Origin of the sequence: Plantactinospora sp. WMMC1484, assembly GCF_049315195.1 — a bacterium.
In the GTDB taxonomy this organism is placed as follows: domain Bacteria; phylum Actinomycetota; class Actinomycetes; order Mycobacteriales; family Micromonosporaceae; genus Plantactinospora.
Map to the genome: position 1 here is coordinate 2,962,545 of NZ_CP186055.1, position 14,607 is coordinate 2,977,151.

General features: G+C 71.5%; 10 protein-coding genes. 5 read left to right on the top strand and 5 right to left on the bottom strand.

All coding sequences use genetic code 11. The features are described from left to right. Positions 1 to 250 precede the first annotated feature (250 nt). Positions 251 to 1,630, top strand: a complete 1,380-nt coding sequence (locus tag ACN28C_RS13165; protein ID WP_422773754.1) for a glycine--tRNA ligase — start codon at positions 251 to 253, stop codon at positions 1,628 to 1,630. Here ACN28C_RS13165 and ACN28C_RS13170 read toward each other — a convergent pair. Further along, positions 1,600 to 2,679, bottom strand: a complete 1,080-nt coding sequence (locus ACN28C_RS13170; protein ID WP_422773755.1) for a type IV toxin-antitoxin system AbiEi family antitoxin domain-containing protein — start codon at positions 2,677 to 2,679, stop codon at positions 1,600 to 1,602. The two genes, ACN28C_RS13165 and ACN28C_RS13170, sit on opposite strands and share 31 nt — an antisense overlap. A gap of 106 nt (positions 2,680 to 2,785) precedes the next feature. Here ACN28C_RS13170 and dusB point away from each other — a divergent pair, with 106 nt between their 5' ends. After that, entirely contained in the window at positions 2,786 to 3,982 is a 1,197-nt protein-coding gene (gene dusB, locus ACN28C_RS13175; RefSeq protein ID WP_422773756.1) for a tRNA dihydrouridine synthase DusB, read from the top strand. A gap of 149 nt (positions 3,983 to 4,131) precedes the next feature. On the opposite strand, the gene ACN28C_RS13180 is transcribed toward dusB, so the two are convergent. Continuing rightward, positions 4,132 to 5,931, bottom strand: a complete 1,800-nt coding sequence (locus ACN28C_RS13180; protein WP_422773757.1) for a beta-N-acetylhexosaminidase — start codon at positions 5,929 to 5,931, stop codon at positions 4,132 to 4,134. Positions 5,932 to 6,290: 359 nt separating this feature from the next. Between ACN28C_RS13180 and ppdK the strand changes: the two genes are divergently transcribed. Further along, on the top strand, positions 6,291 to 9,017 hold the full coding sequence (ppdK, locus tag ACN28C_RS13185) for a pyruvate, phosphate dikinase (RefSeq protein ID WP_422773758.1): 2,727 nt from the start codon (positions 6,291 to 6,293) through the stop codon (positions 9,015 to 9,017). 78 nt (positions 9,018 to 9,095) lie between these two features. On the opposite strand, the gene ACN28C_RS13190 is transcribed toward ppdK, so the two are convergent. Beyond that, positions 9,096 to 9,602 (bottom strand): roadblock/LC7 domain-containing protein, encoded by a 507-nt coding sequence (locus ACN28C_RS13190; protein WP_422773759.1) that lies wholly within the window; start codon positions 9,600 to 9,602, stop codon positions 9,096 to 9,098. Positions 9,603 to 9,850: 248 nt separating this feature from the next. Here ACN28C_RS13190 and ACN28C_RS13195 point away from each other — a divergent pair, with 248 nt between their 5' ends. Both ACN28C_RS13195 and ACN28C_RS13200 read left to right on the top strand, forming a co-directional pair. Then, entirely contained in the window at positions 9,851 to 10,204 is a 354-nt protein-coding gene (locus tag ACN28C_RS13195; protein WP_422773760.1) for a VOC family protein, read from the top strand. Between the two features lie 69 nt (positions 10,205 to 10,273). After that, on the top strand, positions 10,274 to 11,506 hold the full coding sequence (locus tag ACN28C_RS13200) for a deoxyguanosinetriphosphate triphosphohydrolase (RefSeq protein ID WP_422773761.1): 1,233 nt from the start codon (positions 10,274 to 10,276) through the stop codon (positions 11,504 to 11,506). A gap of 54 nt (positions 11,507 to 11,560) precedes the next feature. Here ACN28C_RS13200 and ACN28C_RS13205 read toward each other — a convergent pair whose 3' ends face one another. Both ACN28C_RS13205 and ACN28C_RS13210 read right to left on the bottom strand, forming a co-directional pair. Beyond that, complete coding sequence (locus ACN28C_RS13205; RefSeq protein ID WP_422773762.1) at positions 11,561 to 12,928, bottom strand: hypothetical protein; 1,368 nt, start codon at positions 12,926 to 12,928, stop codon at positions 11,561 to 11,563. A gap of 14 nt (positions 12,929 to 12,942) precedes the next feature. After that, positions 12,943 to 14,469 carry an alkaline phosphatase D family protein gene (locus ACN28C_RS13210; RefSeq protein WP_422773763.1) on the bottom strand — a complete coding sequence of 509 codons (1,527 nt, stop codon included), beginning with the start codon at positions 14,467 to 14,469 and terminating at the stop codon, positions 12,943 to 12,945. Positions 14,470 to 14,607 lie beyond the last annotated feature (138 nt).

A 14,607-nucleotide genomic window follows, 5' to 3' on the forward strand; every position in this document is an offset into this window, starting at 1 on the left:
GCGGGGCCGGCGTCGACGTGGAGTAATCTGCTGGGCTCGGGCCGCAGGTGACCGTACCGTTGTGCGGAGCACCGCCCGAGCCGGGTCCGAGTGCCTGTCCCGTCCGTCGTCCGTACCCCGCCGATGTCGTCCGTACCCCGCCGATCCTGTCGATCCCGTTGATCCCGTTGACCCCGCCCGGGTCCCGTTGACCCGGCTGACCGTCCCGACGATTGTCCCCGCCGGCCGCCAGCCGGTGTAGGAGGTAGCCATGCCAGCCGACCGTATCGACGCCGTCGTCAGTCTCGCGAAGCGTAGAGGCTTCGTCTTCCCGTCCAGCGAGATCTACGGGGGCACCCGGTCGGCGTGGGACTACGGGCCGCTCGGCGTGGAGCTGAAGGAGAACGTCCGGCGCCAGTGGTGGCGGACCATGGTCCAGCAGCGTGACGACATCGTCGGTCTCGACTCGGCGGTGATCCTGGCCCGGGACGTCTGGGCCGCCTCCGGCCACCTGGACGCCTTCGTCGACCCGCTGACCGAGTGCCAGTCCTGCCACAAGCGGTTCCGGGCCGACCACCTCGAAGAGGCGTACGCGGAGAAGCACGGCCAGCCGCCGGCCTCGCTGGCCGAGTTGAACTGCCCGAACTGCGGCAACAAGGGCACCTTCACCGAGCCGCGGATGTTCAACGGCCTGATGAAGACCTATCTCGGCCCGGTGGAGAGCGAGGAGGGCCTGCACTACCTCCGGCCGGAGACCGCGCAGGGCATCTTCGTCAACTACAACAACGTGGCCGCGTCGGCCCGCAAGAAGCCGCCGTTCGGCATCGCCCAGGTCGGCAAGTCGTTCCGCAACGAGATCACCCCGGGCAACTTCATCTTCCGGACCCGCGAGTTCGAGCAGATGGAGATGGAGTTCTTCGTCGAGCCGGGCACCGACGAGGAGTGGCACGAGTACTGGCTGCGCGAGCGCTGGAACTGGTATGTCGACCTCGGTCTCTCCGAGGAGAACCTGCGCTTCTTGGAGCACCCGCAGGAGAAGCTCTCGCACTACTCGAAGCGGACCGTCGACATCGAGTACCGCTTCCGGTTCGGCGGCACCGAGTTCTCCGAGCTGGAGGGCATCGCCAACCGCACCGACTTCGACCTCTCCACGCACAGCAAGCACTCCGGCGTCGACCTCTCCTACTTCGACCAGGAGAAGCAGCAGCGCTGGGTGCCGTACGTGATCGAGCCGGCCGCCGGCCTCACCCGCGCCGTGCTCGCCTTCCTGCTGGAGGCGTACGACGAGGACGAGGCGCCGAACACCAAGGGCGGGGTCGACAAGCGCACCGTACTGCGCTTCGACCCCCGGCTCTCCCCGGTCAAGGTGGCCGTCCTCCCGCTATCCCGCAACCCCTCCCTCTCCCCGAAGGCGAAGGACCTCGCCACCGCACTTCGCCGACGTTGGGTGGTGGAATTCGACGACTCGCAGGCGATCGGCCGCCGCTACCGCCGCCAGGACGAGATCGGCACCCCGTTCTGCGTCACCGTCGACTTCGACACCCTTGAGGACAACGCCGTCACGGTACGCAGTCGCGACACCATGACCCAGGAGCGCATCTCCATCGACCAGGTCGAGCGCTACCTCCTGGACCGCCTCCCCGGCTGCTGAAGCTGCGGTGTAAGGAAGGGCCCCCGCTTATCGTTTTCTGCGGTAGAGGGGGCCCCGCTTAACACCCCGCACACGTCACCGAACCCTCGGCGGGACTGGTACGCGTCCTCGACGATCTGTCGGACCCGCCGTGGTTCCCGGCGGATCTGGGCCGGCGGGAAGTGCAGGATCAGCACACCGTGCCGGCTCAGTTCGTTGTGGCGGTCCATTGTGCGGTGCCAGTCGGCCGGCGCGAAGTGGAACTCCTGGGAGTCGACCTCGAGCGCGATCGCCGCCTCCGCGATGTAGCCGTCCGGGGTGGGCAGGCTCGACCCGTCCCGACCCAGCAGCCGAGGATTCCAGACGATCTCCGGCAGCAACCGGCTTCCGGAAAGGCAGGCACGCAGTTCCGCCTCCGGCGCAGACCGGACACCCCGGACCACTTCCTGGAACGCCCGGCGTACCAGCGCGGTGCGGCTGCGGCCGGCCCGAATCACCTCCTCGTCCAACGCGGCGAGATCGGTGTAGCTCCGCTGTACGGCCTCCGCCACGATCGCCCGTACCACCCGGAGGTCACGCAGGTCGCGTGCGGTGTCGACCACCGCCCTGGCCGGTGAGCAGACCTGGTAGAGGCCACCGTCCCGGGCGCGGTCGTCGAGGGCGAGGGTTCGGCAGACCAGGACGTGTCCGGTGGAGGCGCGACGTGTGTCGTGCGGCACGATCAACTGCATTTTCGGCGTTTGCGGGGCATAGCGGAAGCCGTACCAGATCAGGGCCGCCGGTCCGGTGAGCTGTCCGCTCCGCCCGACATAAAGCGCCGCGGCGATGCGTCGCTGTTCGTCGGTGAGGGTGCCGGTGACCAGGGCGTACGTCGCCGGTAGCACTCGCTGCCACCGACCGCGTCGCGTCTGGCGGTACATGTGCATGTCGTCGATGCCGGCGGCGAGCAACTGTGCCCGCGTCACGATCTGCTGCTGGCGCTCGGCGAGACTGTCGATGCTCGGTCCGTGGTGGCCCGCTGCGGGCCGGGCGCGTCGGTTCCGGGGCGAGGACGGCGTGGCGATGCTCATCGGCGCAGGCTGCTCCGGCCTCACATACATTGTGAGGGCCCTGCCGCGCACCTGTGGATAACGTGGGGGGCTGTGTACGACGATCGAGAGCGGCGGGGAGTGTGCTATGGCTGAGCTGTTAGGAGGGGGCCCTTCTTCTACAGAAAGCGATAAGCGGGGGCCCTTCCTTGCCCTCGGCACGTATTCGGTGTGGCCGCCGGTCGTGCTCGCCCCGATGGCCGGGATCACGAATGTCGCGTTCCGGCGGCTGTGCCGGGAACAGGGTGGTGGGTTGTACGTCTGCGAGATGGTGACCACACGGGCGCTGGTGGAGCGGAATCCGAAGACGCTCCGGATGGTGGCGTTCGGCGGGGACGAGTGGCCGCGCAGCCTCCAGCTCTACGGGATCGACCCGGAGGTGACGGCAGCGGCGGTCCGGATGGTGGTCGAGGAGGGCCTGGCCGACCACGTGGACCTCAACTTCGGCTGCCCGGTGCCGAAGGTCACCCGTAAGGGCGGCGGGGCGGCGCTGCCGTGGCGGCACCGGCTCTTCGCCCGGATCGTCCGGGCGGCGGTCGAGGCGGCCACCCCGGCCGGGGTGCCGGTGACGGTCAAGATGCGCAAGGGCATCGACGACGATCACCTGACGTACGTCGAGGCGGGGCTCGCCGCCCAGGAGGCCGGGGTGGCGGCGGTGGCCCTGCACGGGCGTACGGCGGCGCAGCGCTATTCCGGCACGGCGGACTGGGACGCGATCGGCACGCTCAAGCAGGCGCTGGACGTGCCGGTGCTCGGCAACGGCGACATCTGGGAGGCCGACGACGCGCTCCGGATGGTGGCGTGGACCGGGGCGGACGGTGTGGTGGTCGGGCGCGGCTGCCTCGGCCGGCCCTGGCTCTTCGCCGACCTGGCAGCCGCCTTCGACGGCCGGCCGGTGCGTAGGCTCCCGGCACTCGGCGAGGTGGCGGCGACGATGCGCCGGCACGCCGAGCTGCTGGTCGACTGGTTCGCCGGCGGCGACCGGCCCGACACCGCCGAGCGGGACGGCTGCGTCGACTTCCGCAAGCACGTCGCCTGGTATCTGAAGGGTTTCCCGGTCGGCGGTGAGCTGCGCCGGGCGCTGGCGATGGTGAGCGGCCTCGCCGAACTCGACGACCTGCTCGGCAAGCTCGATCCGGCCGAGCCGTTCCCGGTCGACACGCTCGGCCAGCCCAGGGGCCGGACCAACTCGCCGGGCAAGGTCTTCCTGCCGGACGGCTGGCTGGCCGACCGGGACAGCGCCGAGGTGCCGGCCGGCGCCGAGCTCGCCGACTCCGGCGGCTGACCTGCCCGGAGCCGCTGCCCGGGCCCGCCGTGCCGCCCGGGCCCGCCGTGCCGCCCGGGCCCGCCGTGCCGCCCGGACCCACGTTCCCGGCGAGGGTGAGGGTGAGCCGGCTCCGGCCGAGGGCGGATATCGGGGGAAGCTATCGGGGTCTACACCCCACCGGGATTTCCTGGTCCGGAAGAGGCCGGTGCGGTGTCGGCACCGGTCGCCGTGGAGGAGGAACCGCCGGGGCGGGGTTCGGGTACGACAGGGACGCCCGCCCACGGCACCTCGGGCGAGCGGTGGAACGTGATCCCGGCGGTGCTCCACCGCACCCCCTGCCCGGCCAGCCGGAGCCGGAAGTCGGCCCAGTCTCGGGCCTGCACCGGTGACCAGCCCAGTTCGGCGATGGCCGGCAGCCGGGGGAAGGTCATGAACTCGACGTCGCCGATCGTCCGGACCGTCTCCGTCCAGAGTGGTGCCTCCACGCCCAGCACCGCCTCGGCGGGCACCCCGGCCAGATAGCTGCCGGGATCCCAGTCGTACGCGTCGCGCACCTCGACCAGCCCGGCCCAGTCCTTGCCCAGCGGAGTGGCCGCGGAGTATTTCATGTCCAGATAGCTGCGGTTGCCGGGCGAGAGCAGCAGCTTGGCGCCGGCCCGGACGGCGGCGGCCACGGTCTGGTCCTCCTCCGTGGTGCCCCAGTACTGGAGCACCCGCCCGGCGCTGTGCTCGGCGACCGCGATCTGGTGCCAGCCGAGCACCCGCTTGCCGTGCCCGGTGACGATCCGCTGCACCCGGTTCATGAAGCGGGCGTAGTCGGCCGTGTCGAGGGCGAACGCCTCGTCGCCGCCGATATGCAGGTAACGGCCGGGGGTCAGCGCGGCGACCTCGCCGAGCACGTCGTCGACGAACCGGTAGGTCCGCTCGCTGTCGACGGCGACGGTGCTGAACCCGACGTCGGTGCCGATGTATTCCGGCGGCGCTACGCGGTCCGGGGCGAGTTCCCCGTAGGCGGTCAGCGCGGCGTTGGTGTGCCCGGGCAGGTCGATCTCGGGGACGACCGTGACGTGCCGGGCGGCGGCGTACGCGACGATCTCGGCGTACTGCTCCTTGGTGTAGTGGCCGCCGGGGCCGCCGTCGACCTCGGTGGCGGCACCGACGCTGGTCAGCCTGGGCCAGGAGTCGACGGCGATCCGCCAGCCCTGGTCGTCGGTGAGGTGCAGGTGCAAATGGTTGAGCTTGTAGCGGGCCAGATGGTCGATGAAGCGCAGCACGTGCGGCACGGCGAAGAAGTGCCGCGCCACGTCGAGCATGGCGCCCCGGTAGCCGAACCGGGGGTGGTCGGAGATCGTGCCGCCGGGGATCACCCAGGGGCCGGACTGGCGTCGGGCCGACTCGATCTTCGCCGGCAGCAACTGCCGTAGTGTCTGCACGCCGTAGAAGAGCCCGGCCGCGGTGCGGGCCCGGACCACCACGGCGGTGGCGGTTGTCTCCAGGTGGTAGCCCTCCGCCGAGTCGGCGCCGGCCGGTGCCGTGCCGGTGCGGCTCGCGGTGCCGGCCGCTGCCGTGCCGGGACGGCCCGGTGCACCGGTCGTTGCCGCCTCGTCTCCGGTCAGCAGCAGGGAGATGCCGCCCGGCACGTCGCTCTGGCCGGCGGTGACCACCGGCAGCGGGTAGCCGGTGGGGCGGCGCAGCAGGTCGGCCAGGTAGCGGCCGACCGCGCCGGCCTCGGGACCCGGGGTGGTCCGGATGGTCGTGCCGGGGGTGAGGACGAACTCGACCCCGGCGGCTGGCTCTACCCGCGCGGGCGCGGGTAGCACGTCGGTGAGCCGGGGCGTGTCGGGGCTGGTGGCGAGGGTGGACCGGGATGGGAATGTGGCAGGTCGCACGGCAGATCTCTCCGGGGGAGCCGCAGGTGATTCCGGGCAAATCTCATGAAACGTACGTTCGAAATGGCCAACTGTCAAGGGTTGGTCACCCTCTGGTATGAGCCCTCTCGACCGAGCCTCGTCGCCCGGGGTCAACGCGGGAATTCGACCGAGCCTCGTCGCCCGGGGTCAACGCGGAACCGGGCCGGCCGCTTCCGTCCGAGGGTCGGGTCGATGACTGATCTTGCTCGTGGGATCGTTCCCACACAACCTCGCGAACACGTACAGCCTTCGCAACTGTGCGGATTGTCACCGAACGGTCCCAGGGCACCCGCCGGTCGCTTAGCCTTCGCCCACCAGCAGCCGGCCGTTCTCGCTGGTACGGGCAACTGTCCCCTGGGTAGTAGAGAGCGGCTAAACCTTCGTTCAGTGTCGAACGGCGCACGTGGGAGGGTCCGTTGACAGCGCAGCAGACGGCGGGACACAAGGGGAACAAGAGACACAAGTACGTCTACGACTTCACCGAGGGCAACAAGGACCTCCGGGACCTGCTCGGTGGCAAGGGCGCCAACCTGGCCGAGATGACCAACCTCGGGCTGCCCGTGCCGCCCGGATTCACCATCACCACCGAGGCCTGCCAGGCATACCTGAACACCGGAGCCCAGCCCGACGGGCTGGCCGAGGAGATCGCCGCCCACCTGGCGTCGCTGGAGAAGGGGATGGGCAAGCGGCTGGGTGACCCGGCCGACCCGCTGCTGGTCTCGGTCCGTTCCGGAGCCAGGTTCTCCATGCCGGGCATGATGGAGACGGTGCTCAACGTCGGGCTCAACGACGAGAGCGTGGCCGGCCTCGCCGCCCAGGCCGGTGGCAACCACCGCTTCGCCTGGGACTCCTACCGCCGGCTCATCCAGATGTTCGGCAAGACCGTCTGCGACGTGCCCGGCGAGGACTTCGCGCACGCGCTCGACGAGGCCAAGCGGGCCAAGGGGACCGACAACGACCTCGACCTCGACGCGGACGACCTGCGGGCACTGGTGTCGACGTACAAGACGATCTTCCGCAAGCACACCGGGCGGGATTTCCCGCAACAGCCCCGCGAACAGCTCGAACTCGCCATCAACGCCGTCTTCGAGTCGTGGAACGCCGAGCGGGCCGTGCTCTATCGCCGGCAGGAGCGGATCCCGGCCGACCTCGGCACCGCCGTCAACGTCGTCGCGATGGTCTTCGGCAACCTCGGGCCGGACTCCGGCACCGGGGTCGCCTTCACCCGTGACCCGGCCAGCGGCGCCCAGGGCATCTACGGCGACTACCTGGCCAACGCCCAGGGCGAGGACGTGGTGGCCGGCATCCGCAACACCGTCCCGTTGCAACGGCTCGAAGAGCTGAACAAACCGGCGTACGACGAGCTGCTCGCCATCATGGCCAGGCTGGAGGAGCACTACCGCGACCTCTGCGACATCGAGTTCACCATCGAGCGCGGCAAGCTGTGGATGCTGCAGACCCGGGTCGGCAAGCGCACCGCCGCCGCCGCGTTCGTGATCGCCGCCCAGCTTGTCGACGAGGGCCTGATCGACCTGGACGAGGCGCTGCAGCGGGTCAACGGCGCCCAGCTCGCTCAGCTCATGTTCCCGCGCTTCAAACTCGACACCGATCCGACCCCGCTGGCCAGGGGAATCGGCGCCTCACCCGGGGCCGCCGTCGGCAGGGTTGTCTTCGAGGGGAAGCGGGCGGTCGAGCTGGCCGAGGCCGGCGAGGACGTCATCCTGGTCCGCCGGGAGACCAACCCGGACGACCTGCCAGGCATGATCGCCTCCCGCGGCATCCTCACCTCGCGGGGCGGCAAGACCAGCCACGCCGCCGTGGTGGCCCGGGGGATGGGCAAGACCTGCGTCTGCGGCGCAGACGCCCTCGACGTCGACGTCCGGGCCCGGCGGTTCACCGTGGACGGCCGGACCGTCGCCGAGGGCGACATCGTCTCGATCGACGGCACCACCGGCAAGGTCTACCTCGGCGAGGTGCCGGTCTGGCCCTCCGAGGTGGTCCGCTACTTCGAGGGGAGCGTCGAGGGGGAGACCACGGACGATCCGCTGGTGGCCGCCGTACATCGAATCATGACGCACGCCGACACCCGGCGGCGGCTGGGCGTGCGGACGAACGCCGACACCGGCGAGGACGCGGCCCGGGCCCGGCGGTTCGGGGCCGAGGGGATCGGCCTGTGCCGGACCGAGCATATGTTCCTCGGTGACCGACGCGCGCTGGTCGAGCGGCTGATCCTGGCCCGGAGCGACGACGAGCGGCGGGCGGCCCTGGCCGAACTGCTGCCGTTGCAACGGGCCGACTTCGTCGAGGTGTTCCGGGCGATGGACGGGCAGCCGGTCACCGTCCGGCTGATCGACCCGCCGCTGCACGAGTTCCTCCCCTCGCTGGAGGAGTTGGCGGTGCACGTGGCGGTCGCGCACGAGCGCGGCGAGGACGCGGCCCGGGACGAGGCCCTGCTCAGCGCGGTACGCCGGATGCACGAGCAGAACCCGATGCTGGGCCTGCGCGGTGTCCGGCTCGGCCTGGTCATCCCGGGCCTCTTCGCCATGCAGGTGCGGGCGATCGTCGAGGCGGCGGTGGAGTGCGCCCGGGACGGCGGCACCCCGAAGCCGGAGATCATGGTGCCGCTGGTCGGCGCGGTCCAGGAGCTCGAGACGGTACGTACCGAGGCCGAGAAGATCATCGCGGAGGTGACCCGGGAGCAGGCGGTGGAGGTGCTGATCGGCACCATGATCGAGGTGCCCCGGGCCGCGCTGACCGCCGGGCAGATCGCCGAGGCGGCGGAGTTCTTCTCCTTCGGCACCAACGACCTGACCCAGATGGGCTGGGGCTTCTCCCGCGACGACGTGGAGGGCGCCTTCTTCTGGCGCTACCTGGAGCTGGGGATCTTCGGTATCTCGCCATTCGAGTCGATCGACGCCGAGGGTGTCGGCCGGCTGGTCAGGATCGCCAGTGAGGAGGGCCGGGCGGCCCGTCCCGGGCTGAAGCTCGGGGTTTGCGGCGAGCACGGCGGCGACCCTGAGTCGGTGCACTTCTTCCACCAGGTGGGGCTGGACTACGTCTCCTGCTCGCCGTTCCGGGTGCCGGTCGCCCGTCTGGAGGCCGGCCGGGCGACTGTCGAATCCACCGGCTCCGACAGTCGCTGACCCGGAGACCGAGGGTCGGTGGCCTGTCGCCGCTCCGTCGAGGAGTGGTGACAGGCCACCGTCACGCCGCTGCCGTCGTCACTGCCGTCCCTGCGAGCGCCAGCCACCGGAGGAGGACCATAGGCCGGCCGGGAGCGCGGCCATCGGGGTACGGGTGGCCAGCGGCGCGTCCGGGTCGCTGCTCGGCGGGATCGCGGTCGCCACCGTCGGCTGCCGTACGGCGTTCCAGAGGGCGCCGAGCCGCGCGGCGGCCGGGCGGGCCTCGGCGTGCAGGCGACCCAGGTCGGTCTCCTCCGGCACCACGGTGGTCAGGATCGCGTCCTCGCCGGCCGGATAGACCACGATCCAGCCCTCCGCGCAGCGGACCACGGACTCCCGCAGCGGGCCGTGCCCGACCAGTTGGGCGAAGCGATCACCGATCCCGAGACCCGCCGCGGAGAGGGCGGCGACATGGTGCGGGTCGGCGCCCGGAAGTTCGCCGGCGACCAGCAGCCCGTCCGCGGCGGCCAGCACCGCACCCGATATTTCCGGCACCGCTCGACGTAGCCGGTGCAGTTCGGCCAACAGGGCGGCATCAGTATTCACTGGTGTCTCTCCTTAGCCCCCCGCCCGGTAACCTTCCGACTCCGGCACGCTACACCGCGCGTCGTCCGGGTGCCGTCCCATGACCATCGGCAATCGTCCGGCAACTCTCAGCTGTTTGGCTGTTGTGTCCGCAGCCGCAGGTCAATCGCGTAGTGTGTCGCGCATTCGTTGACCCTTCTCGTCCGGCAACCCGGGCGTAACGTGGTCGACACGCGAACTTCGTTTCCCTCGCAACGGAGGTGTGGCGCATGGGCAGCGTCTGGGAGAACCTGGTGGTCGATGCCGCTGATCCGGCCCGACTGGCGCGCTGGTGGGCCGAGGCGCTCGGCTACCGGATCGTCGCCGAGCTGCCGGACGAGGTGGAGATCCGCCGGGCGCCCGACGTACTGCCCGGCCTGGTTTTCGTGCCGGTGGCGGAGGGGAAGGAGGCGAAGAACCGGCTGCACATCGACCTCCGACCCACCGACAAGGAGGCCGAGATCGAGCGGTTGGTCAACATGGGTGCCCGGCACGTCGACATCGGGCAGGCACCGGAGGTCACCTGGACCGTGCTGGCCGACCCCGAGGGCAACGAGTTCTGCGTGCTCGCCCAGCGGAGTTGAGATGCGCCACCCGGCGCGCCCGTACCCGGGGTTGACCGGGCGGGGGGCCGCCGGGTGAAGATCGGTGGTGTGAACAGTCGGCCGGATGCCGAGCGCCGGGTCGCCGAGCCGGCGAAGGACAGCGGTTACGGGCGCAGCCCGTACCAGCGGGACCGGGCCCGGGTGCTGCACTCGGCGGCGTTCCGCCGGCTCGCCACGAAGACCCAGGTGCACACCGCCGGCACCGACGACTTTCTCCGGACCCGGCTCACCCACTCGCTGGAGGTCGCCCAGATCGCCCGCGAGATGGGCGGGCGGCTCGGCTGCGACCCGGACATCGTGGACGTGGCCGGGCTCGCGCACGACCTCGGGCACCCGCCCTTCGGGCACAACGGCGAGGAGGCGCTCGACGCGCTCGCCGACGGCTGTGGCGGCTTCGAGGGCAACGCCCAGACGCTGCGGGTGCTGACCCGGCTGGAGGCCAAGGTGTACGACCCGGCGGGCGCCTCGGCCGGGCTCAACCTGACCCGGGCCGCGCTCGACGCCACCTGCAAATATCCCTGGCCGCGCCGCCCCGGACGGCGCAAGTTCGGGGTGTACGCCGACGACGCCGACACCTTCGCCTGGCTGCGCCGGGGCGCCCCGGACGGCGACGTACGCTGCCTGGAGGCACAGGTGATGGACTGGGCCGACGACGTGGCGTACTCGGTGCACGACGTCGAGGACGGCATCCACGGCGGCTACCTGCGGCTGCGGCTCGCCCAGTTGCGGGCCGACGCCGACGAGCGGGCGGCGCTCTGCGCCGACGTCGCCGACCGGTACTCCACCGAGTCCGCCGACGACCTGGCCGGGACGCTGGCCGGACTCCTTGCCGACCCGGTGCTCGCCCCGCTCTACGACTACGACGGCAGCCACCGTGCCCTGGCCGCGTTGAAGGCGAGCACCAGCGTGCTGACCGGGCGCTTCGTCGCGGCGGCGGTGCGGGCGACCGAGGAACGCTACGGCAGCGGCCCGCTGCGCCGGTACGCCGCCGAACTCGTCGTGCCCCGGCGGATCCGCGCCGAGTGCGCGCTGCTGAAGGGCATGGCGCTGCGCTACGTGATGCGCCGCCCCGGCGCGCGGGAGCGCTACGAGCAGCAGCGCCAGATCCTGGCCGAGCTGGTGACCGCGCTGCTGTCCCGGGCACCGGAGGTGCTCGACCCGGTCTTCGCGCCGCTGTGGAAGGCGGCGCCGGACGACGCCGCTCGGCTGCGGGTGGTGGTCGACCAGGTCGCCTCGCTCACCGACCCGGCCGCGGTCGCCTGGCACCGGCGCCTCGCGTGAGGAAGGGCCCCCTCTTATCGCTTTCTGTTGTAGAAGGGCCCCTTCCTTGCACTCTTACCAGGCGGAGTTGGTGCCGTCGACGGCGAGGAGGATCTGGTCGAAGGAGTTGCCGTCGTTGTCGTCGGTGTAGGCGGCGCTGATCTCGCCCCAGGGGGAGGAGGTCACCGCGAGCTGTTCCTGACGGCCGGTGGTGGTGCGGCCGAGCACCTGGGCGGGTAGGCGGCCGGTGGTCGTACCGTCCGCGTTGAGGCCGCGGGCGGCGACGTCCGGGGCGGTGGTGCGGATCGTCCAGCCGACCACGACGTTGGCCTGGTCGTCGATGCCGGCGGTCGGCGCCACCGCGCCGGTGCCGGTGGAGACCTCGACGTCGGCGTGCCCGGCGGTGGCCGCGCTGGTGAACGACCGCGCCCACACCCCGGCGGTGCCGGTGTGGTCGGACTCCCAGGCGATCGTGAAGTCGCCGGTGAAGTTGGCCGCGATCGCGGGGCGGCGCTGCTGGGCGCCGGTGGCCGAGTTGGCGACCCGGCGGGAGAGGCTCACCGCACCGTTCGACCGGGCGAACCGGGCCAGCCCGATGTTGTACGACCCGTTCGCGTCGGCGTCCTCGTCCCAGACCACGAGCGCGTCGCCGGAGGCGGAGACGGCCACGTCCGGGCGGTGGTGCTGGCCGCTCGACTGGCTCGCCTGCACCTCGTACGCCTTGGTGCTGGTGCCGGTGTAGCCGGCGACCCGGACGGTCGCCGGTGCGGAGCCCTGGATGTCCTCCCAGGCGACGCTGAAGGCGACCGCCGTGGTGCTGTTCGGTGCGCCGTCCGGGTCGACCGCCACCTTCGGGTAGAGCTGCTGGCCGTCGGCGGAGGCGTTGGCCCGGCCCGAGGCGAGCACGCTGCCGGTCGGCGAGATCACCCGATACGGGACGTTGTAGAAGCCGTTGCCGTCCGGGTCGTCCGCCCAGACGACCACCACGTTGCCCCGGTCGTCGATGCCGACGTCCGGCGTGACGTGCTTCCAGTCGACGCCGGAGGTGCCGCCGCCGGAGAGCTTCAGTTCGTGCAGCGGGGCGCCGTTCTCGAAGACTCGCAGGAAGATCTCGGAGTGGACGTCGTTCTCCGGAGCGGTGGTGTCCCGGTCGTCCTCCCAGACGACGGCGACCCGGCCGTTACGGTTTGCGGCGATGGCCGGCACGTCCTGGTCGCCGGTGGCGACGCTGTTCGCGGTGATCCAGGTGACCGGCGCGGTGGCGATGGCAGCATCGGCAGCTGCCGCCGGGGCCGGTGTGACCCGCGCCGGACTGGCCGGGGTGGCGGGGATGGCCGGGGTGGCGGGGATGGCCCGCGCCGGACTGGCCGGGGTGGCGGGGATGGCCGGGGTGGCGGGGATGGCCAGCAGGGGGGTGAGGAGCAGCGAGGTGACGGGGTTCATGTGGATGCTCCTGCTCAGCCGGCCTGGAGGCCGGGGCGGCCGTCGGTGATGACGAACGATCCGACCGTGGCGGCCGGGGCGCCGTGCTCGGTCACGGTGGCGACCGCCCGGAAGTCGGCCCGGACCTGGCTCCGGCTGATCGTGGTACGCACGTAGCCGCGCCGGTTGGAGTAGAACCGGATGTGCGGGTTGATGGCGGCGTCCGGGATCGCCGTGTCGGCGGTGCCGTTGCCGCCGGAGGAGATCGAGGTGCAGACCAGTTCGGTGCCGATCGTCGCCGAACCCGGGTTGGCGTAGTCGGCCTTCAGGTCGTTGGCCCAGGCCCGGTGCACGTCGCCGGTGAGCACCAGCGGGTTGCGTACGGCACGGTCGACCCAGCCCTGCTGGATCCGGGACCGGGAGGCGCGGTAGCCGTCCCAGGCGTCCATGTTGGCGGCGCCGGCCGCGTCGAGCTGCCGGGCGAAGAAGACCTGCTGGCCCATGATGTCCCAGGTGCCGAGATGCTGGCCGAGGCCGTCGAGGAGCCAGCCCTCCTGGGCGGCGCCGGTCAGCGTACGGCCGGGCAGGTCGGCGTCGGCGCAGACCTTGCGCCCGTCCCCGCAGGCCTGGTCGTCCCGGTACTGGCGGGTGTCGAGCATGTGGAAGGTGGCGAGCTGTCCCCAGCGGACGCGCCGGTAGAGTCCGATGCTGTTGCCGGAGGGTGCGGAGCTGGGCCGCAGCGGCAGGTTCTCGTAGTACGCCCGGTACGCGGCGGTGCGCCGGGCGGTCCACTGCGCGGCGGTCAGCGCCGGGCTGTTGTTCTCCCGCACCGTGCCGGCGTAGTTGTTCTCCACCTCGTGGTCGTCCGGCACCAGCAGCCAGGGTGCGGCGGCGTGCGCCGCCTGTAGGTCCGGATCGGACTTGTACTGGGCGTACCGGCGGCGGTAGTCGGCGAGCGAGACGATCTCGGCGCCGGCGTGTTCGCGTACCGAGCCGCTGCTGGTGGCGTCCTCGTAGAGGTAGTCGCCGAGGTGCAGCACCAGCCCGGGGTTCTCCTCGGCCATCCGGCGGTAGGCGGTGTAGTAGCCGGACTCGTAGTGCGCGCAGGAGGCGAAGGTCATCACCAGGTCCCGGCCGAAACTGCCGGCGGCCGGCGCTGTCCTGGTCCGCCCGACGGCCGAGATGTGCCCCTGGGCCCGGAACCGGTAGTAGTAGTCGGAGTCCGGGGCGAGGCCACCGGCGACGACGTGCACGGAGTGCGCGTCGGCGTACCGGGCGGTGACCGAGCCGGCGGCGACCAGCGAGGTGAACCGGTCGGTGGTGGCGACCTGCCAGTCGACGGTGACGTCAGCGTTGGTCATCCCGCCCTGCCCGTCGGCGTTCAGCGGCGTCGGGGCGAGGCGGGTCCAGAGTACGACGCTGTCCGGCGCCGGCTCGCCGGAGGCGACGCCCAGCTTGAAGGGATAGGGGGTGGCGGCCAGCGCGCCGTGCACCGGCAACGCCACCGCGCCGGCCGCACCGAGTCCACCGAGGACGAAGATACGGCGATTGATCTTCCTCATGGCCGGTAACCCTGGAGTGCGTCTGTTAACGGCGCGGGCACCGGCGCCGAACCCCAGATGGCACCCGGGTGTCGCATCGAGACAGACGGATGTCAGGCCGACCCGGAGGGCAACGAGTTCTGCGTGGAACGTGGCGCG

Coding starts and splice junctions, on each gene's coding strand:
- ACN28C_RS13165 (WP_422773754.1), top strand. CDS start 251: ATGCCAGCCGACCGTATCGACGCCGTCGTCAGTCTCGCGAAGCGTAGA.
- ACN28C_RS13170 (WP_422773755.1), bottom strand. CDS start 2,679: ATGAGCATCGCCACGCCGTCCTCGCCCCGGAACCGACGCGCCCGGCCC.
- ACN28C_RS13205 (WP_422773762.1), bottom strand. CDS start 12,928: ATGAACCCCGTCACCTCGCTGCTCCTCACCCCCCTGCTGGCCATCCCC.
- ACN28C_RS13210 (WP_422773763.1), bottom strand. CDS start 14,469: ATGAGGAAGATCAATCGCCGTATCTTCGTCCTCGGTGGACTCGGTGCG.
- ACN28C_RS13195 (WP_422773760.1), top strand. CDS start 9,851: ATGGGCAGCGTCTGGGAGAACCTGGTGGTCGATGCCGCTGATCCGGCC.
- dusB (WP_422773756.1), top strand. CDS start 2,786: ATGGCTGAGCTGTTAGGAGGGGGCCCTTCTTCTACAGAAAGCGATAAG.